Genomic DNA, 17,825 nt, shown 5'->3' on the forward strand with positions numbered 1-17,825 from the left:
CCCATGGGCCTCCTCAAACGCCTTTCCATCTCGCAGCGCCTCACGGCGGGCTTCGCCGTGCAGGTGCTGCTCATGGCAGCCATGGGCGGCATGGCCATCTGGCAGACGCGCGCGATCGACGCCGAGGTGCAGACCGTCACCGACGACCTGATGCCCAAGCAGCGGCACCTCCAATCGGTGAAGGACGAGGTCAACCAGATCGCGCGCGCCATGCGCAACATGATGATCATGGACGCGCCCGACGACATCCAGAAGCAGCGTGCCCTCATCAACGACAGCCGCAAGCGCATCGCGGACGACATCCGCTGGCTGCAGGAGCGCATCGCCACGGCCGAAGGCAAGGCCTTGCTGGCGCGGCTGATGTCGGCGCGCGAGGCCTTCATCGCAAGCCAGAACCGCTTCTTCGACATCCTGGGGCGCGGCCAGCGCGAGGACGCGCGGCGCGTGCTGCTCGACGAAACGCGGGCCCTGCAAATGACCTACATGGAACAGATCGACGCACTGATCGGCTTCCAGGAACAGCTCACCGACCAGGGCTCCCAGCGCATCGACCACACGGTGGCACAGGTGCAGCAGGCCATGCTGGGCCTGCTCGCTGCCGGGGCGCTGGTGGGCGCGGGCCTGGCCCTGTCCATCGTGCGCAGCGTCACGCGGCCGATCGCGCACGCGGTCACGATCGCTGACCACATCGCGGCCGGCGACCTGACGCAGCCCATCGTGATCGACAGCCGCGACGAGACCGGCCGCCTGCTCGGGGCGATGCAGAAGATGCAGGCCGCGCTCAGCGCCCTGGTGCATTCGGTGCGCCTGAACGCCGAGGGTGTGGCCAGCGCCAGCGCGCAGATCGCCCAGGGCAACCTCGATCTCTCGTCGCGCACCGAACAGCAGGCGAGTGCGCTCGAGCAGACCTCGGCCTCGATGGAAGAAATGGGGTCGACCGCGCAGCAGAACGCCGACAACGCGCGTGCCGCCAGCCAGCTCGCCGCCAAGGCCAGCGGCGTCGCGGTGCAGGGCGGCGAGGTGGTCGATCAGGTCGTGCAGACCATGCGCGACATCAACGACAGCAGCCACCGCATCAATCACATCATCGGCGTGATCGACGGCATCGCCTTCCAGACCAACATCCTCGCGCTCAACGCGGCGGTGGAAGCCGCGCGCGCCGGTGAACAGGGCCGCGGCTTCGCGGTGGTGGCCGGCGAGGTGCGCAGCCTCGCGCAGCGCAGCGCAGAGGCGGCCAAGGAAATCAAGGGCCTGATCAACGCCAGCGTGGCCCGGGTGGCGCAGGGCACGGCCCTGGTGGACCGTGCGGGCAACACCATGCAGGACGTGGTGCGGTCCATCCAGCGCGTGACCCACCTCGTGGGCGAGATCAGCAGCGCGAGCCAGGAACAGAACGCCGGGGTCAACCAGGTCGCCGAGGCGGTCAGCAGCATGGACCAGACCACGCAGCAGAACGCCGCGCTGGTCGAAGAAAGCGCCTCGGCCGCGGCCAGCCTGCGCCAGCAGGCCGATCAGCTGGTAAGCGCGGTCAGCCAGTTCCGCACGCCGGACCCGGCTCTGGATGGCCTCAGCGCGTGCCGCCCAACCGGTGCGTGAAGGCCACCACCAGCGCCGAGACCAGGAAGAAGGCCTGAAGCTCCAGACGCCAGCCGCCGGTGTTGGTGATCTGCAGGAAGTGGCCCATGTGGGCGAGGAACAGCGCGAAGCCCATGTTGATGGCGATGACCAGCGCGGCCGGTACCACCCAGAAACCCGCGAGCAGCATCAGCGGTGCGATGAGCTCGCCCAGGTAGGCGCCGTAGGCGAACCAGCCGGGCAGGCCGCGGGCCACGAGCATGGCTTCGATGCCGCCCACGCCGCCCGTGACCTTGGCCCAACCGTGGAAGAGCATCAGCAGGGCCAGGGTCCAGCGCAGCAGCAGGGCACCCGCGCGCGGGTGGTCGAACAAGGCATTGAGTGCATTCATGGCGCGCGAGTCTATGCGCTGGCCATGACCACTTCTCCCTCGCGCGAAATCGCCAGGCTCTTGTACGCGCCGGCGTAGTGGCGGCGCATCTCGAGCAGGTCCTTGAGGTAGCGCTTGCCGAGCTGGACCTTGGCGGAGTCGCTCAGGATCTTGCCGGCCACCTGGAAGAACTTGTGCTCTTCTTCGCGCAGGTGGTGGTGCACTTTCTCGCTGAGCGTGCGCGCCGTCTCGAGCCATTCGGCCGTGCTCTTGTCCGGCACGCTCAGGTCTTCGCAGAGCTCCTCGATGCGGTGGTGCTCGGCGAGCGCGTGGCGCGACGAACTCAGGCCCGGGTTGGTCATGAGCATGGGCACGTAGAGGAAGCGCTCCTCGGCGGCCGCGTGGGCCTCGAGTTCGACCTTCAGGCGCAGGAAGAGCGCGTCGCGCTCGGCCGGCTTGACGCGGGTGAGCGAGCGGCACAGCTTTCGCTGCAGTTCATGGCTTTCGCGCAAGGCTTCGAAGATGTTCATGGGGGTCGGAGGCGATGCTTGATGGAATCGTCATGCTGCACGGGCCCACCGCTCGCGCCTATCGGCGCGGACCGCCCACGGCCGTGCGCGTTGTCCTACAAGGCGGACGAGCCGCGGGACCGCGGCGTCCCGCCGCGGTGGGATGATGCGGGGTCCGCCCGGCCCCATCCCATCACCATGGACGATTCGCAGATTCACATCCCCGACAGCTTCGTGCGGCTGTTCGTGCGGCCCGACCGCCCCGTGCCGCGGCACCGCGCCGCAGAGATCGCGCAGCGCTTCGAGATCTGCGACGACATGGCCGCCGCGCTGGTACCGCGCGCCCAGGAACTGCAGTTCGGGCTCGGCATCACCGAGGCGGACGTGCTCGACAAGCTGCTCGAGAGCCTGCTGGTCCTTGCGGCGCCGGGCGCGGACGGCGCGCCCGGCGCGCTCAGCGGACCCGAGGCGCGCTGGGTGGTCTGCCACCTGGCCGAGCAGCTCGGCTGGCTCGATCACCTGAGCCCCACGCTGCTCGCGGCGGTGGCGGAACCGCCCCCATGAGCTTGTGGCGCACGGCCTCACCCCACCAGGTTGCAGCGGGCCGTGCAGCGGCGCAGCGAGAGCAGGTCGTCGTTCCATTCGCCACCCGCGTGCGCGCGCAGATAGGGGCGCTGCCCCGGCTCGTGCACCACGGCGATGTTCGAACGCCGGCCCGTGACCCGGTTGACCAGGTAGTAGGTCTCGGTGTTGAGCTCGATGCGCCGGATGATCAGGGCGCTGGGCAGCCGCCAGCGGTGGTTCAGATTGCCCACGTGGGTGATCTGGTGGTGCCACAGACCGTTGCGGGGTTTGGAAATGCAGCTGATCTCGAACTCGTGCACGCCGGGACTCCCTTGGTTTTCGTGCATCATTTGCATTGATGCGTGTAAGTCAAAAGCATACTTGTGGTCGCTTGGTCCGAGCAACCAGAATCCGCCCTCATTTCCCTCGATACAACATGCTTTACGCCGTGAAGGAACTCGCCGAGGTACGGGCTGGTCATGCCTTCCGCGGCGGCGTGCCGGTGGCCGAGCGCGGTAACGCCAGGGTGGTACAGATGCGCGACATCTGCCTCGACAGCGGCGTGAACTGGGCCGGCGTCGCCGCCACCCGCCTGCCGGCCACCGCGCGCGCGCCCGAGTGGCTGCAGAACGGCGACGTGCTGTTCGCCGCCCGGGGCGGCCGCAACTACGCGCTGTGCCTGTCCGACGTGCCCGAGCGCACGCTGTGCGCGCAGTATTTCTTCGTACTCCGGCGCAAATCGCCGGCCGTGGTGCCCGAGTACCTGGCCTGGCACATCAACCGGGCCCCGGGCCAGCGCTACCTCATGGGCAAAGCCGAGGGCACGGACCAGCTCAGCATCCGCCGCGCCGTGCTCGAAGACATGCCGGTGGCGCTGCCCGACACCGAGCAGCAATGGCTGCTCGTGAACCTGGCCCGCGCGGCCGCCTGCGAGCGGCGCCGGCTCGAATCCCTGATCCGCCTGCGCGAGCAGGAACTCGATGCGCTCGCGCACCAGCTGCAGGCCGTGGCCCAATGCCCTGAACCCCATCCATGAACGACACCGCCATCAGCCAGAACGCGATCAACGCCGCGGTCTGGTCCGCCTGCGACACCTTCCGCGGTACCGTCGATCCCAGCATCTACAAGGACTACGTCCTCACGATGCTGTTCCTCAAGTACATCTCCGACGTCTGGCACGACCACTACACGCGTTACCAGGCCGAGCACGGCGACCACCCGGAACTGATCGAGGAACTGCTCAAGAACGAGCGCTTCGTGCTGCCGCCCCAGGCCAGCTTCCCCGCGCTGCACGCCGCGCGCCACCTGCCCGGCAACGGCGAGCGCATCGACAAGGCGTTGCACGCGATCGAAGAGGCCAACCTCGGCAAGCTGCGTGACGTGTTCCAGGACATCAGCTTCAACTCCAACAAGCTCGGCGACGAGGCCCAGAAGAACGACATTCTTCGCCACCTGCTCGAGGACTTCGCCGGCCCCGAGCTGAACCTGCGCGAGAGCCGGGTGGGCTCGCTCGACGTGATCGGCAACGCCTACGAATTCCTCATCAAGAACTTCGCCACCACCGCGGGCAAGAAGGCCGGCGAGTTCTACACGCCGCCCGAGGTGTCCATGCTGATGGCCAGGCTCATGGACCCGCAGCCCGGCGAGGAAATCTGCGACCCCACCTGCGGCTCGGGCTCGCTGCTCATGAAATGCAGCCAGCTCATCCGCGCGCGCAGCGGCGGCCGGCGCTACGCGCTGTACGGCCAGGAGGCCATCGGCAGCACCTGGGCGCTGGCCAAGATGAACATGTTCCTGCACGCCGAAGACAACCACCGCATCGAATGGGGCGACACGCTGCGCAACCCGCGGCTGCTCGACAGCGAAGGGCGGCTCAAGCGCTTCGACATCGTGGTCGCCAACCCGCCGTTCTCGCTCGAGAAATGGGGCCACGAAGGCGCGGCCCACGACCCGCACCAGCGCTTTCGCCGCGGCATTCCGCCGCGCACCAAGGCCGACTACGCCTTCATCCTGCACATGGTCGAAACCATGAAACCCGATCGCGGCCGCATGGCGGTGGTGGTACCGCACGGGGTGCTGTTCCGCGGCGCGGCCGAAGGCAAGATCCGCCGCCGGCTGATCGAGGAGAACCTGCTCGACGCCGTCATCGGCCTGCCCGAAAAGCTGTTCTACGGCACGGGCATTCCCGCGGCCATCCTGGTGCTGCGCCAGCGCAAGCCCGACGACACCGTGCTGTTCATCGACGCCAGCCGCAGCTACCAGGACGGCAAGAACCAGAACCTGCTGCGAGCCCAGGACCTCGACACCATCGTCGACACGGTGCAGGCGCGCCGCAGCGTCGACAAGTACGCCCACCTGGCCACCGCGGCCGAGATCGCGGGCCACGACTTCAACCTGAACATCCCGCGCTACGTGAACACCTTCGAAGCGGCCGAGCGCATCGACCTCTCGGCCGTGCGCGCCGAGCGCCTGAAGCTGCAGGCCGAGCTCGCGGTGCTCGAACAGAAGATGGCCGGCTTCCTCAAGGAGCTCGGCTATGAATGAGGCGAGACATGCTGCCTGAGGGCTGGAGCCGTTGCCGGCTCGGCGACCTGATGGCGTTCCGCAACGGCTTGAACTACTCGCGCAACGAGAGCGGCGAGTGCATCAAGGTGGTGGGCGTGAGCGACTTCCGCGCGCGCACCGTGCTCGACGGCGCCGCCGGTCTCGACACCGTGGCCCTGCGCGATCGCGTGGGCCCCCAAGACCTGCTGCAGGCCGGCGACCTGCTGTTCGTGCGCTCCAACGGCAACAAGGCGCTGGTGGGCCGCTGCCTGTTCGTCGCGCGGCTCGACGAGCCCGTGACCTTTTCGGGCTTCACCATCCGCGGCCGCGTCACCTCGCCGCGGCTGGACCCGGCCTTCGCCTCCGAGCTGATGCGCGCGGCGCGCACCGTGGCGCAGATGCACCTGGGCGGCAGCGGCACCAACATCAGCAACCTGAGCCAGGACATCCTGCAAAACATCGAGGTCTGCCTGCCCGGGGTGGGCGAGCAGCGCCGCATCGTGCGCGTGCTGGCCACCTGGCGCGAAGCCATCGCCGCCACCGACAGCCTGCTCGAGAACGCGCGGCGCGAAAAGCACGACCTGATGCAGGCCCTGCTGTCGGGCCGCGTCGCCACGCTGCAGCAGCGTGGCGCCTGGGAGCAGGTGGAGTTCGAAGACGTGTTCGAGCGCGTGGCGCGCAAGAACGACGAAGGCAGCAGCAACGTGCTCACCATCTCGGCCCAGCACGGCCTGGTAAGCCAGCGCGACTTCTTCCACAAGAACGTGGCGAGCGAAGACCTGAGCCACTACACCTACCTGAGCACGGGCGACTTCGCCTACAACAAGAGCGCCTCCGCGGGCTACCCGGTGGGCGCCATCAAGCCGCTCGTGGCGCACGACTCGGGTGTGGTCTCGAGCCTGTACATCTGCTTCCGTCAGCGGTCCGACGCGCAGGTCGACGCCGACTTCTACCGCCACTACTTCGAGGCCGGCATGCTCAACGAGCCCATCGGCTTCATCGCCCAGGAGGGGGCGCGCAACCACGGCCTGCTCAACGTGAGCGTGAAAGACTTCTTCAAGCTGCCGCTGCACCTGCCGCCGCTGCCGGTGCAGCGGCGCATCGCCGAGGTGCTGGGCGTGGCCGAGGATTACGAGCATTCGGTCGCTGCGCAGGCGCGGGCGCTGCGCGACGAACTCGGCGCGCTGCGCGAAGACCTGCTGAGCGGCCGGCGGCGACTGCGTCCGGTTGAGGAACCCGGCGAGCCATGCCCCCGCTGAGGCTGGCGTGAGCGCGACCCACGTCCCCGGGCGGCGCGGCCCCGTGGCCGCCTCGCTGGCCCTGCTCACGGCCATGGGTTGGCGCCCGATGAGCACGGCCGACGCGCGCCGGCTGCGTGGCGGCGTGCGCGACGCCGTCCTCAAGCCGCGCCTGATCGAAGCGCTTCAGGCGCACCGCTTCGAGTACAAGGGCGAATACCACCCGCTGTCGCCCGGCGGCATCGACCAGGTGGTGCGCCAGGTGATGTCGCTGAACCTGCACGAGGGCCTGCTCGCGGCCAATGAGCGCTTCTACCGGCTGCTCACGCTGGGTGTGACCGTCACCGAGTTCATGCCCGACAGCAAGAAGCACCAGCCCACGGTGCCCTTGCTCGACTGGCAGCGCCCCGAGGCCAATCTCTGGGACGTCTGCGAAGGCTTCGAGCTGCTGCCCGCGCGCGGCACCGAGCCGCTGCGCTGCGACCTGGTGGCCTGCGTGAACGGCCTGCCGCTGGCGGTGATCGAGTGCGCCGACACGGTAGAGGCCGCGGTGCAGCGCCAGCGGCGCCGCCAGCGGCTCGACGCGCTGCCCCAGCTGCATGCCTGCGCCCAGCTGCTGCTGGCGCTCGGATCGTCCGCCGCGGCGGGCGCGGGCGACGCGCGCTACGGCACCACGGGCACGCCGCCGCGCTGCTGGGCCCGCTGGCACGAAGGCCCGCCCGATCCGCTGGCGCCGGTGCACGCGCTGCTGTCGCCCGACCGCCTGCTCGAGCTGCTGCGCCACTTCGTGCTGTTCGACCGCCGCCTCGGCAAGGTCGTGGCGCGGCCGCACCAGGTGTTAGGCGTGCGCGCGGTGCTGGCACGCATCGCCCAGCGCCGGCCCGACGGCGCGCGCGAAGGCGGTGTGCTCTGGCACACCACGGGCTCGGGCAAGAGCTTCACCATGGTCTTCCTGACCAAGGCGCTGCTGCTGCACCCGGGCACCCAGGCCTGCCGCGTGATCGTGGTGACCGACCGGCTCGACCTCGAGAGCCAGCTCGCGCGCAACTTCCTCGACAGCGGCGCCTTCGGATCGGCGCTGGCCGACCGCGAGGGCGAGCGCGCGCGCGTGGCCTCGGGGCGCGAGCTGGCGCGGCGCATCGGCCAGGGCCGCGAGCGCATCATCTTCACGCTGGTGCAGAAGTTCGCCACGGCCTCGCGCCTGCCCGAATGCCGCAACCCCTCGGCCGACCTGATCGTGCTGGTGGACGAAGGCCACCGCAGCCAGGGCGGCGAGTGGCACGACCGCATGCGCAGGGCGCTGCCGCGGGCGGCCTACCTCGCCTTCACCGGCACACCGCTGCTCAAGCGCGAGAAAACCGCCAACCGCTTCGGCCCCATCCTGCACGCCTATACGCAGCAGCGCGCGGTGCGCGACGGCACCGTGGCGCCGCTGCTCTACGAAGAGCGCAAGCCGCGGCTGGCCAGCGGCGACGAGGCCGCGCGCCGCGTCGAGCGCATCGCGCGCGACATCGCGCAGCACTTCCACGACACCATCAAGACGCGCAGCCAGGGCCTCAAGGGCCAGGTCGCCACCGGCAGCAAGCTCGACGCCATCCGCTACCAGCGCTGCCTCGACGACACCGGCCTGGTGAGCAGCGCGGTGCTGATCTCGCCGCCCGAGCGCCGCGAGGGCGTCAGCGAGGTCGACGAAAGCCAGCTGCTCGAGGTGCGGCACTGGTGGAACACCCACGTGGGCCGCGACGCCGAACGCTACGAGCAGAACCTGCTGCGCGACTTCGGCAGCGACGGCGCGCCCGACCTGCTCATCGTGGTCGACCGCCTGCTCACCGGCTTCGACGAGCCGCGCAACACGGTGCTCTACATCGACAAGCCGCTCAAGGAGCACCGCCTGATCCAGGCGGTGGCGCGCGTGAACCGGCTGCACGAGGCCAAGCGCCACGGCCTGCTGGTGGACTACCGCGACATCCTGCGCGCGCTGGACACCGCCGTGCGCGACTACCAGGACCTCGCCACGCGCACCCAGAGCGGCTACGACATCGACGACATCGCCGGCCTGTACCGCGCGGTCGACCCGCGGTCGCCCGAGGACACACCGGTGCGCGAGCCCAAGCGCATCTATGCCGTGCTGCCCGCCGACACGGTGCCCGACGACAGCGCCCGCGCGCGGCTGAAGCAGGCGATCGAGGCCGAGCTCGCGCTCGCGCCCGAGGCCGGGCGCGGCTTCGAGGGCCGGCCGCTGGCGCGCGCCTGTTACGGCATCGTGCGCCTGGCCGCGGCGCGGCCCGGCGGCCCGCCGCTGCCCGCCACGGCCACGCTGATCGAACAGGCCCGCGCCATGGACACCGAGGTGCGCAACATCGTGGCCGAGCATTCGCTCAACCCGCAGGACCTCGACGCCGCGGTGCGCCAGGCCCTGCTGCCGCGGCTGTTCGCGCTGCTGGGGCTCGAGCGGGCCCGGTTCGCGGTCGCGCAGGTGATCGAGCTCGCGCGCGAAGGCCTGGCGCGCGAGAGCGACTGAGCGCGCCTACAGCGCCCGCGCCTGCACCGTGCCCCCGGCGCGCACGAACACGCCCGCGCCCAGGTGGTGAATGGTCTGCAGATCGGCGTTGTGCGGGTCGAAGACCCAGCGGCCGTTGGCGAACACGCGCGGGTCGGCCGCGGCGGCCACCACCTCGGCGAAGCAGGTGTCGTAGGCGTCTTCGGTGTGGCGCTCGGGGATCTGCCGGCATTCGAGCCAGGCCGCGCAGCCGGCCTCGATCAGCGGCATGCCCAGTACCGGCCCGGCCGTGGCGCTCAGGCCGTAGCGCGCGAACTTGTCGCCGTCGCGGCCGCTGTGCTGGCCCACGCTCCAGGTGAGGTCGGCGAGCGCCAGGCCCGGCAGGCACAGGCCGAAGGCGCCGCTGGCGCTCACGAGTTCGCGCGTGAAGGTGTGCTTGTCGATCACCACCGCGATGCGCGGCGGCGTGAACTCCACCGGCATGGACCAGGCCGCGGCCATCAGGTTGCGCCGGCCGCCGTGCGCGCTCGTCACGAGCACGGTGGGGCCGTGGTTGATGAGGCGGCTTGCGTGTTCCAGCCGCACCGGCGCGAAGCCGCTCACTTCGCGAACAACCGGTTGATGTCGCCGAAGGCCTTGACCTCGATCGCGTTGCCCGAGGGGTCGAGGAAGAACATGGTCGCCTGCTCGCCGGGCTGGCCCTGGAAGCGGATGTAGGGCTCGATCACGAAGGCCGTGCCCAGCGCCTTCAGGCGCTCGGCCATGGCCTCCCAGTCGGCCATGGGCAGCACGATGCCGAAGTGGCGCACCGGCACGCCATGGCCATCGACCGCGTTGGTGGCGGCGTTGCCGCAGGCCTCGGGTGCGAGGTGGGCCACGATCTGGTGGCCGTAGAAATTGAAGTCGATCCACTCGGGCGAGCTGCGGCCTTCGGGGCAGCCGAGCAGCTCGCCGTAGAAACGGCGCGCGGCCTCGAGGTCGTGCACCGGGAACGCGAGATGGAAGGGCGACAGCGGCGCCGGGTTGGTGGTGGGCGCGGTCATGGTGGGGCGGGTGGCGGTGGCGGTGCTCATTGGGGCGGGGGCAAAAGGGCAATGAAGGAAAGGGCGATGCTAGTCGGGTGGCGGCGAAATGCCCACCCTCGGGCGGTTCGTGCGCTCAGGCCGCGTCTCGCACCCCGAACACCTGGCGCAGGTAGGCCAGGAAGGTCGCGTCGTCGCACAGCGCCTTGCCCGGCGTGTCCGAGATCTTGGCCACGGGCTGGCCGTTGGCCTCGCGCAGCTTCATCACGATGTTGAGCGGCTGCAGGCCCATGTCGTTGGTGAGGTGGGTGCCGATGCCGAAACCGAGCTGCGCGCGGTCGCCGAAGTGGCGGTGGATGCGCAGCGCGGTGGCGATGTCCAGGCCGTCGGAGAACACCAGGCGTTTGGTGTGGGGGTCGATGCGCAGCCGCGCGTAGTGCGCCAGCGCCTTCTCGCCCCAGGCGATCGGGTCGCCCGAGTCGTGGCGCAGGCCGTCGAAGAGCTTGGCGAAGTAGAGGTCGAAGTCGGCCAGGAAGGCGTCCATGCCGATCACGTCGGTGAGCGCGATGCCGAGGTCGCCGCGGTACTCCTGCACCCAGTCCTCGAGCGCGGCCTTCTGGAAGTCGCGCAGGCGCACGCCCAGGGTCTGGTAGGTCTGCAGGTACTCGTGCGCCATGGTGCCGATGGGCACCAGCCCGAGCTCGCGCGCCAGCATCACGTTGGACGTGCCCTTGAACACCTGCGGCACCTCCACCGCCAGCGTGGCCACCACCTCGCGCTGCCAGTCGCCGCTGAAACGGCGGCGCACGCCGAAGTCGGTGATCTCGAAGGGGTGGCGCAGCGGCGGCTCGCGGCCCACCGCCTGCAGCCGCGCCACCTTGTCGCGCAGGCGGCGGCGGCCTTCGGCGAGCGCCGCAGCGGTGTCGAAACGACGGAAGTAGAGCTCGTTGACGATCGCGAGCACGAAGATCTCGAAGGCCATCACGTGCACCTGCGGGCCGCGCGCCTCGATCGTGAGCTGCCCGTCCGCCACGCTGGCGCGGATGAACTCGCGCTGGAACTGGAAGATGCGCAGGAAGTCGACGAAGTCGGACTTGATGTAGCGCAGCCCGCCCAGCCAGGCCAGTTCGTCGGCGCGAAAGCGCAGCGTGCACAGGTGGTCGAGCTCGCGGTTCAGTTCGTCGAGCAGCGCGGCCAGCGGGTAGGCGCTGCGGTTGCGGCAGACGAAGGTGTAGCGCGCCTGCGTGGTGGGGTGCCGGTGCAGCATGGCCTGCCACATCGAGAACTTGTAGAGGTCGGTGTCGAGCAGGCTGTGGATGACGGGGTTCATGCGGCGATCTTCGCTCAGGCCGCCGGGCACCGTCCGGGGGATGCCGCCGCCCCGGCAGTCGTGCTAACGTCACGCCTTGCCCACCGCCCGGCCCGCCTCGCGCCATGACCACCAGCCCGCCCCTCACCCCGCCGCCGCGCGTTGCGCTGGGCACCGGCCTGGCCGCCTTGCCGGCCGGGGCGATGAACGTGGTGTTCACGCTGGAGCCCGGTGACGCCGAACCGGCCCGCCTGAAGCTGTGCGCGCGCGACCTGCAGCAGCTCTCCGACAGCGCGCTGCGCACCACGCAGCTCACGGGCCATGTGTTCTTCGCCTTCAACGGCCTCGAACGCGACCCGCGGCAGGTGCACACCATCCCCGAATGCCGCGACGTGCTGCGCGCGCTGCACGAACGCTGGCCCTACTGGATGCACTTCCTGGCGCCCGAGCCCGACCTGTGGACCGTGCTGCTGCTGTGCCTGTTGCCGCTGGGCCCGGGCGTGCGGCTGCCCAATGGCCGCATCGGCCACGAGCTCGACCGCAAGGCGCTCAAGAACCTCGTGCTCGACCTCACCATCGCCATGCACGAGCTGCACGACCACCACAAGCTCGCGCTGGCCGAGCGCCAGCGCATCTTCAAGGCCTCCATGCAGGCCATGGAACGCGCCACCGGCGCCCGGCTCTGAGGGGCACGCGGCTTGCCAGCACAGCGCGTGAGCCAGACCCCCTCTCTCCCCATCGTCATCGTCGGCGGCGGCGCCGGCGGCCTCGAACTGGCCTGCAAGCTGGGCCGCCGGCTCGGCCCGCAGCGCGTGACCCTGGTCGACCGCCAGCTCTTTCACGTCTGGAAACCCTCGCTGCACGAGGTGGCCGCGGGCACGCTCGACATCCACCAGGAAGGCCTGTCGTACGAGATGCTCGCGCACGACAACGGCTTCGCGTTCTGCTACGGCGCGCTCACCGGGCTCGACACCGCGCAGCGCCGCCTCACCGTGGCGGCGGTGCCCGACGAGCACGGCGACGAACTGATCCCCGAGCGCACGCTGGCCTATGGCGAACTGGTGCTCGCGCTGGGCAGCACGGCCAACCACTTCAACGTGCCGGGCGCGGCCGAGCACACGGTGGCGCTGAACCAGCCCGCCGACGCCGAGCGCTTCCGCCTGCGCCTGCTGCGCCTGCTCACCGTGGCCGAGCGGCGCAAGATCGACGGCGGCGAAGGGCGGGTGCAGGTGGTGATCATCGGCGGGGGCGCCACGGGCGTGGAGCTCGCGGCCGAGCTGCGCGAGGCGGGCCAGGTGCTCACGCGCTACGGCTTCCAGCACCTCGATGCGCGCCACGACCTGCGGCTCACGCTGCTCGAGGGCGCGGACCGCATCCTCGCGCCGCTGCCCGAGAAGGTGTCGGCCTCGGCCACCGCGCTGCTGCGCGAGCGCGGCGTCGAGGTGGTCACGCAATGCCGCGTCGCGCGCATCGGCCCCAGCGCGGTCGAAGACAGCGCGGGCCGTGTGTTCCCGGCCGACGTGGTGGTGTGGGCCGCGGGCATCCAGGCGCCGCCGCTGCTGGCCGCGCTGGGCCTGCCGGTGGCACGCGGCGGCCAGGTCGAGGTGGACGGCGCCCTGGCCGTCAAGGGCGTGCCGCACCTGCACGCGCTGGGCGACAACGCGGCCTGCGCCCAGGCCGACGGCCGTCCGGTGCCGCCGCGCGCGCAGGCCGCGCACCAGCAGGCCAGCTACCTCGCCGGGCGCCTGCTGCGCCTGGCGCGCGGGCAGGCGCCGCGTGCCAGGCCCTTCGTGTACCGCGACCACGGCTCGCTGGTCTCGCTGGGCACGCGCAGCTCGGTGGGCAACCTCATGGGCAACCTGTTCGGCGCGAACTGGTTCGTGCAGGGCCTGCTCGCGCGGCTGATGTACGCGAGCCTGCACCTCATGCACCACCAGGCGGTGCTGGGCACGCTGCGCACCGCCGTGCTGGCGTTGGCGCGCTTCCTCGTGAAGCGTGCGACGCCGCTGGTGAAGCTGCACTGAGGCGCGGCGAGCGCCGGGCCTGCAGCGCGCGCGTCAGAGGGCCGCGCGCACGCGCGACCAGTGCATCAGCCCCTCGGGCACGCCCTCGCGCTCGAACACCGGCGTGTGGGCCTCGCCCGCGGCGTCGAGCCGCGCCACGGCCCAGGCCAGCAGCGTGAGCGCGAGCGCGTGCAGCAGGTCGTCGGCGGTGTCGAGCAGGGTGGCGCCGCCTTGCGCGCAGCGCGCCAGCCACGCGGGCAGCACGGCGCGCGCCTCGTCGAACAGGCGACGCAGGCCGGCGGCTTCGCCGAGTTCGGCCTGCAGGCCGTCGAGCAGTTCGGTGAGCGCGGCGCCGCCGTCGGCGAGCAGCTTGCGCTGCGCGAGGTCGATCGCCTGGATCTGGTTGGTGCCCTCGTAGATCATCGCGATGCGCGCGTCGCGCACCGTCTGCTCGATGCCGTATTCGTGCACGTAGCCGTAGCCGCCCCACAGGCCCAGCGCCTCGGCCGGGCCGTGAAAGCCGTGGTGGGTGCAGAAGGCCTTGACCACCGGTGTGAGCAGCGCCGCGAAGCGGCGCTCGCGCGCGCGCACCGCCTCGTCGCGGTGGTGGTCGGCGAGGTCGAGCGCCAGCGCAGCGCGGTAGGCGAGCACGCGCTGGGCTTCGGTGTAGGTGCGCAGGCGCTGCAGCGTGCGCCGCACCGCGGGGTGCTGCGCGATGGGCTTGCCCATCTGCACGCGCTCCTCGGCGTAGCGCTGCGCGTTCTGCGCCGCCATTTCCTGGTGGCCCAGGCCCTGCAGGCCCACGTGCAGCCGGGCCGAGTTCATCATGAGGAACATCGCCGCCAGGCCGCGGTTGGCCTCGCCCACCAGCCAGCCCGTGGCGCCTTCGTAGCGCATGGCGCAGGTGGCGCTGGCCTTGATGCCCATCTTTTTCTCGATGCCGTCGCAGACCATGGCGTTGCGGCTGCCGTCGGGCAGCCACTTGGGCACGAGCGCGAGCGACAGGCCCTTGGTGCCCGCGGGCGCATCGGGCAGGCGGCACAGCACCAGATGCACGATGTTGTCGGTGAGGTCGTGCTCACCGCCGCTGATGAAGATCTTGCTGCCGCTGATGCGCAGGCTGCCGTCGGCCTGCGGCTCGGCACGCGTGCGCAGCTGGCCCAGGTCGCTGCCGGCCTGTGGCTCGGTGAGCGCCATGGCGGCCAGCCATTCGCCGCTGGCGATCTTGGCCAGGTAGCGCGCCTTGAGCGCGTCGCTGCCGTGGTGCTTGAGCGTTTCGTAGGCCCCGTGCAGCAGGTCGGGGTACATGTTCCAGCCGTGGTTGCAGGCGTCGAGCATCTCGCGCATGGCGGCGTCGAGCAGCAACGGCAGGCCTTGCCCGCCCCAGGCGGGGTCGCAGGGCAGGGCGGGCCAGCCGCCTTGCACGAAGGCCTGGTAGGCGGCGCGAAAACCCGGCGGCGTCTTCACCGAGCCGTCGGCCTCGCGCACGCAGCCGGCCAGGTCGCCCGGGCCGTTGAGCGGTTGCAGCACCTCGCTCGCGAAGCGCGCGGCTTCCTGCAGCACGGCGTCGGCGGTGTCGATGTCGAGTTCGGCGAAGGCCGGGCACTCGGCCCACAGCGCGGGCGCGCCCAGCACCTCGTCGATCACGCGCCGCATCGATGCGAGCGGCGCTTCGTATCCCCAGCTCATCCTTTTTTCGCCCCCAGGTAGGTCTCGATCACGCGCGGGTCGGTCGCCAGTTGCGCGGCCGGGCCCGAGAGCACCATGTCGCCGGTTTCGAGCACGTGGCCTTCGTCGGCCACGTTGAGCGCGGCGCGCGCGTTCTGCTCCACCAGCAGGATGCTCACGCCGCGTTCGCGCAGCGTCTCGACGATGCGGAAGATGTCGCGCACGATCAGCGGCGCCAGACCCAGGCTGGGCTCGTCGAGCATGAGCAGCCTGGGCTGGCCCATGAGCGCGCGGCCGATGGCGAGCATCTGGCGCTCACCGCCCGAGAGCGTGCCGGCGGCCTGCGCGCGGCGCTCCTTCAGGCGCGGGAACAGCTCGAAGACCTGCTCGAGCCCTTCGCGCCAGCGCGGCGCGCGCTGCTTCATGGGGCGCCAGCCGCCCAGCACCAGGTTGTCTTCCACGCTCATGGTGCCGAACAGCTCGCGCTTCTCGGGCACCAGCGCCAGCCCGGCCATCACGCGCTCTTCGAGCGTGAGGCGCGAGACGTCTTCGCCGTTGAAGCGCAGGCCGCCGCGCTGCGGCAGCAGGCCCATGAGCGCGTTGAGCAGCGTGGACTTGCCCGCGCCGTTGGGCCCGATCACGGTCACCACCTGGCCCGCGCGCACGCTCAGCGTGATGCCGCGCAGCACCTCGGCCTTGCCATAGCCGGCGTGCAGGTCGTTCACTTCCAGCAGAAGTTCGCTCATGTCAATGCTCCGTGCCGAGGTAGGCCGCGCGCACCTTTTCGCTCGCCTGGATTTCTTCGGGCGTGCCTTCGAGCAGCGGGGTGCCGAACTCCATCACCAGGATGCGGTCGGTCAGGTTCATCACGAAGTCCATGTCGTGTTCCACGAGCAGCAGGCTCAGGCCCTCGCCCTTGAGCTGGCGCAGCACCTCGGCCAGCGCCTGTTTCTCGCGGTGGCGCAGGCCGGCCGCGGGTTCGTCGAGCAGCAGCAGGGCCGGGTCGCTGGCCAGCGCGCGCGCGATCTCGACCAGGCGCTGCGGGCCCAGGGCCAGGTTGCCCGCCAGCTCGTGCATCTGCTCGCCCAGACCCACGCGCTGCAGCTGGCGCGCGGCCTCGGCGAAGGCGCGGGCCTCTTCGGCGCGGTCCAGGCGCAGCATGGCCGCGGCGGTGCCGCTGCGCGTGCGCAGGTAGGTGCCCAGGGCCACGTTCTCGAGCACCGTCATGTCGGGCACCAGCTTCACGTGCTGGAAGGTGCGCGAGAGGCCGCGGCGCGCGATCTCGCGCGAAGGCAGGCCGTCGACCCGTTCGCCGCGCAGCCAGACCTCGCCACCCGACAGCGGCAGCACGCCCGAGATCAGGTTGAAGGTGGTGGACTTGCCGGCGCCGTTGGGGCCGATGAGGCCGAAGATCTGGCCGGCCTGGATGTTGAAGGCCACGCCATTGACGGCCACCAGGCCGCCGAAGGTGCGGCGCACCGACTTCACCTCGAGCAGCGTGCTGCCCGCGGCGGGCTTGTCGCGCGCCGGCAGCGTGGCCGTGGTGTCCACGGCGCGCGCGCGGCGGCGCGGCAGCAGGCGCTCGATCGAGGGCCACAGGCCCTCGGGCGCGAACTTGAGCACCAGCACCAGCACCACGCCGAAGACGATGATCTCGTAGCTGCCCGAGGTGCCCAGCAGCGCGGGCAGCCAGGTCTGCAGCTGGTCTTCGGCGAGCTTGACCAGCGCCGCGCCGGTGAACGCGCCCCACACGTGGCCCGCGCCGCCGAGCACCGCCATGAACAGGTACTCGATGCCGAACTTGATGCCGAAGGGCGAGGGGTTCACGCTGCGCTGCATGTGCGCGAACAGCCAGCCCGAGACGGCCGCGAGCAGCGCGGCGATCACGAACATCAGCATCTTGTGGCGGAAGGCCGAAGCGCCCATGGCCTCGGGCATGGTGGAGCCGCCGCCGCGGTTGGCGTTGAGCGCGCGCATGATGCGGCCGGGCCGCGAGTCGAGCAGGCGCGTGACGGCGATCGCCGCCGCGATGGCCACGGCCCAGATCAGCAGGTAGATGCGCCGCTCTTCCTGCAGGCTGATGCCGAACAATTCGATGGCGGGCACGCCGAGCAGCCCGTCGTATTTGCCCAGGGCTTCGAGGTTGCCCATGGTGTAGAAGAGCGAGAGGCTCCAGGCGATGGTGGCCAGCGGCAGGTAGTGGCCCGACATGCGCAGCGTGACCCAGCCCAGCACCACGGCCACGGCCAGCGTGATGGCCAGCCCCGCGAGCAGGCCGATCCAGGGCGACAGGCCCACCTTCACCGCCAGGTAGGCGCTGGCGTAGGCGCCCAGGCCCGCGAACGCGGCCTGGCCGAACGAGGTGAGGCCACCGATGCCGGTGAGCAGCACCAGGCCCAGCGCCACCAGGCCGAACAGGCCCACGTAGTTGAGCTTGGTGATCCAGTAGTCGGGCACCGGCAGGAAGGGCACGGCGGCCATGACCACCACGAAGGCCAGCAGGCCGTAGCGACGCAGGTCCAT

Annotated in this window: 17 protein-coding genes; 8 read left to right on the plus strand and 9 right to left on the minus strand. The window is 70.7% G+C overall.

What is annotated here, in order from left to right; genetic code table 11:
• The first annotated feature begins 3 nt into the window (after positions 1 to 3).
• On the plus strand, positions 4 to 1,596 hold the full coding sequence (locus tag WDZ95_RS15610) for a methyl-accepting chemotaxis protein (protein ID WP_425779703.1): 1,593 nt from the start codon (positions 4 to 6) through the stop codon (positions 1,594 to 1,596).
• Here the strand turns inward: WDZ95_RS15610 and WDZ95_RS15615 are convergent.
• Positions 1,568 to 1,966, minus strand: a complete 399-nt coding sequence (locus WDZ95_RS15615; RefSeq protein WP_166229126.1) for a DoxX family protein — start codon at positions 1,964 to 1,966, stop codon at positions 1,568 to 1,570. The two genes, WDZ95_RS15610 and WDZ95_RS15615, sit on opposite strands and share 29 nt — an antisense overlap.
• 11 nt (positions 1,967 to 1,977) lie before the next feature.
• A complete protein-coding gene (locus WDZ95_RS15620; protein ID WP_425779706.1) occupies positions 1,978 to 2,475 on the minus strand; it encodes a hemerythrin domain-containing protein in 498 nt (165 codons plus the stop codon).
• A 177-nt stretch (positions 2,476 to 2,652) separates the two neighbouring features.
• Between WDZ95_RS15620 and WDZ95_RS15625 the strand changes: the two genes are divergently transcribed.
• Complete coding sequence (locus WDZ95_RS15625) at positions 2,653 to 3,018, plus strand: ATPase with chaperone activity (protein ID WP_425779708.1); 366 nt, start codon at positions 2,653 to 2,655, stop codon at positions 3,016 to 3,018.
• Positions 3,019 to 3,035: 17 nt separating this feature from the next.
• On the opposite strand, the gene WDZ95_RS15630 is transcribed toward WDZ95_RS15625, so the two are convergent.
• On the minus strand, positions 3,036 to 3,338 hold the full coding sequence (locus tag WDZ95_RS15630) for a DUF3892 domain-containing protein (RefSeq protein WP_425779710.1): 303 nt from the start codon (positions 3,336 to 3,338) through the stop codon (positions 3,036 to 3,038).
• A gap of 116 nt (positions 3,339 to 3,454) precedes the next feature.
• On the opposite strand from WDZ95_RS15630, the gene WDZ95_RS15635 reads away from it, so the two are divergent.
• Genes WDZ95_RS15635 through WDZ95_RS15650 form a run of 4 tightly spaced genes read left to right on the plus strand, consistent with a single transcriptional unit; the run spans position 3,455 to position 9,321 of the window.
• Positions 3,455 to 4,054: a restriction endonuclease subunit S gene (locus tag WDZ95_RS15635; RefSeq protein WP_425779712.1), complete on the plus strand. Its 600-nt coding sequence runs from the start codon at positions 3,455 to 3,457 to the stop codon at positions 4,052 to 4,054.
• Positions 4,051 to 5,562 (plus strand): type I restriction-modification system subunit M, encoded by a 1,512-nt coding sequence (locus WDZ95_RS15640; protein WP_425779714.1) that lies wholly within the window; start codon positions 4,051 to 4,053, stop codon positions 5,560 to 5,562. The genes WDZ95_RS15635 and WDZ95_RS15640 overlap by 4 nt, the downstream gene beginning before the upstream one ends.
• A gap of 8 nt (positions 5,563 to 5,570) precedes the next feature.
• Positions 5,571 to 6,821, plus strand: coding sequence for a hypothetical protein (locus WDZ95_RS15645; RefSeq protein WP_425779716.1), 1,251 nt, complete (start codon positions 5,571 to 5,573; stop codon positions 6,819 to 6,821).
• Between the two features lie 7 nt (positions 6,822 to 6,828).
• The gene (locus tag WDZ95_RS15650; RefSeq protein ID WP_425779718.1) at positions 6,829 to 9,321 is read left to right on the plus strand and encodes a type I restriction endonuclease subunit R; all 2,493 of its coding nucleotides are present in this window, start codon (positions 6,829 to 6,831) and stop codon (positions 9,319 to 9,321) included.
• A gap of 6 nt (positions 9,322 to 9,327) precedes the next feature.
• On the opposite strand, the gene WDZ95_RS15655 is transcribed toward WDZ95_RS15650, so the two are convergent.
• The 3 genes from WDZ95_RS15655 to pncB form a co-directional block, all read right to left on the minus strand.
• A complete protein-coding gene (locus tag WDZ95_RS15655; protein ID WP_425779720.1) occupies positions 9,328 to 9,903 on the minus strand; it encodes a flavin reductase family protein in 576 nt (191 codons plus the stop codon).
• A complete protein-coding gene (locus WDZ95_RS15660; protein WP_425779963.1) occupies positions 9,900 to 10,343 on the minus strand; it encodes a VOC family protein in 444 nt (147 codons plus the stop codon). The genes WDZ95_RS15655 and WDZ95_RS15660 overlap by 4 nt, the downstream gene beginning before the upstream one ends.
• A gap of 115 nt (positions 10,344 to 10,458) precedes the next feature.
• The gene (gene pncB, locus WDZ95_RS15665; RefSeq protein ID WP_425779722.1) at positions 10,459 to 11,652 is read right to left on the minus strand and encodes a nicotinate phosphoribosyltransferase; all 1,194 of its coding nucleotides are present in this window, start codon (positions 11,650 to 11,652) and stop codon (positions 10,459 to 10,461) included.
• Between the two features lie 104 nt (positions 11,653 to 11,756).
• On the opposite strand from pncB, the gene WDZ95_RS15670 reads away from it, so the two are divergent.
• Together WDZ95_RS15670 and WDZ95_RS15675 are read left to right on the plus strand one after the other, a co-directional pair.
• Positions 11,757 to 12,317 carry a hypothetical protein gene (locus WDZ95_RS15670; RefSeq protein ID WP_425779724.1) on the plus strand — a complete coding sequence of 187 codons (561 nt, stop codon included), beginning with the start codon at positions 11,757 to 11,759 and terminating at the stop codon, positions 12,315 to 12,317.
• 27 nt (positions 12,318 to 12,344) lie between these two features.
• Positions 12,345 to 13,655: an NAD(P)/FAD-dependent oxidoreductase gene (locus WDZ95_RS15675; RefSeq protein ID WP_425779726.1), complete on the plus strand. Its 1,311-nt coding sequence runs from the start codon at positions 12,345 to 12,347 to the stop codon at positions 13,653 to 13,655.
• A gap of 33 nt (positions 13,656 to 13,688) precedes the next feature.
• Here the strand turns inward: WDZ95_RS15675 and WDZ95_RS15680 are convergent, their stop codons facing one another.
• From WDZ95_RS15680 to WDZ95_RS15690, 3 genes are read right to left on the minus strand one after another with little or no spacing between them, the layout of a single operon-like run.
• Positions 13,689 to 15,323 carry an acyl-CoA dehydrogenase family protein gene (locus WDZ95_RS15680; RefSeq protein ID WP_425779728.1) on the minus strand — a complete coding sequence of 545 codons (1,635 nt, stop codon included), beginning with the start codon at positions 15,321 to 15,323 and terminating at the stop codon, positions 13,689 to 13,691.
• Entirely contained in the window at positions 15,320 to 16,048 is a 729-nt protein-coding gene (locus WDZ95_RS15685) for an ABC transporter ATP-binding protein (RefSeq protein ID WP_425779730.1), read from the minus strand. Before WDZ95_RS15685 ends, WDZ95_RS15680 begins: the two co-directional genes overlap by 4 nt.
• Position 16,049: 1 nt before the next feature.
• The gene (locus WDZ95_RS15690) at positions 16,050 to 17,825 is read right to left on the minus strand and encodes an ABC transporter permease subunit (protein WP_425779732.1); all 1,776 of its coding nucleotides are present in this window, start codon (positions 17,823 to 17,825) and stop codon (positions 16,050 to 16,052) included.

The organism is Hydrogenophaga sp. T2, assembly GCF_049843535.1.
In the GTDB taxonomy this organism is placed as follows: Bacteria; Pseudomonadota; Gammaproteobacteria; order Burkholderiales; family Burkholderiaceae_C; genus Hydrogenophaga; species Hydrogenophaga crocea.

Bases quoted from the DNA above. Each gene is read 5' to 3' on its own strand.
- WDZ95_RS15660 (WP_425779963.1), bottom strand. From the start codon at position 10,343: ATGACCGCGCCCACCACCAACCCGGCGCCGCTGTCGCCCTTCCATCTC.
- WDZ95_RS15670 (WP_425779724.1), top strand. From the start codon at position 11,757: ATGACCACCAGCCCGCCCCTCACCCCGCCGCCGCGCGTTGCGCTGGGC.
- WDZ95_RS15685 (WP_425779730.1), bottom strand. From the start codon at position 16,048: ATGAGCGAACTTCTGCTGGAAGTGAACGACCTGCACGCCGGCTATGGC.
- WDZ95_RS15620 (WP_425779706.1), bottom strand. From the start codon at position 2,475: ATGAACATCTTCGAAGCCTTGCGCGAAAGCCATGAACTGCAGCGAAAG.
- WDZ95_RS15690 (WP_425779732.1), bottom strand. From the start codon at position 17,825: ATGGACCTGCGTCGCTACGGCCTGCTGGCCTTCGTGGTGGTCATGGCC.
- WDZ95_RS15610 (WP_425779703.1), top strand. From the start codon at position 4: ATGGGCCTCCTCAAACGCCTTTCCATCTCGCAGCGCCTCACGGCGGGC.
- WDZ95_RS15635 (WP_425779712.1), top strand. From the start codon at position 3,455: ATGCTTTACGCCGTGAAGGAACTCGCCGAGGTACGGGCTGGTCATGCC.
- WDZ95_RS15680 (WP_425779728.1), bottom strand. From the start codon at position 15,323: ATGAGCTGGGGATACGAAGCGCCGCTCGCATCGATGCGGCGCGTGATC.
- WDZ95_RS15615 (WP_166229126.1), bottom strand. From the start codon at position 1,966: ATGAATGCACTCAATGCCTTGTTCGACCACCCGCGCGCGGGTGCCCTG.
- WDZ95_RS15625 (WP_425779708.1), top strand. From the start codon at position 2,653: ATGGACGATTCGCAGATTCACATCCCCGACAGCTTCGTGCGGCTGTTC.
- WDZ95_RS15640 (WP_425779714.1), top strand. From the start codon at position 4,051: ATGAACGACACCGCCATCAGCCAGAACGCGATCAACGCCGCGGTCTGG.
- pncB (WP_425779722.1), bottom strand. From the start codon at position 11,652: ATGAACCCCGTCATCCACAGCCTGCTCGACACCGACCTCTACAAGTTC.
- WDZ95_RS15645 (WP_425779716.1), top strand. From the start codon at position 5,571: ATGCTGCCTGAGGGCTGGAGCCGTTGCCGGCTCGGCGACCTGATGGCG.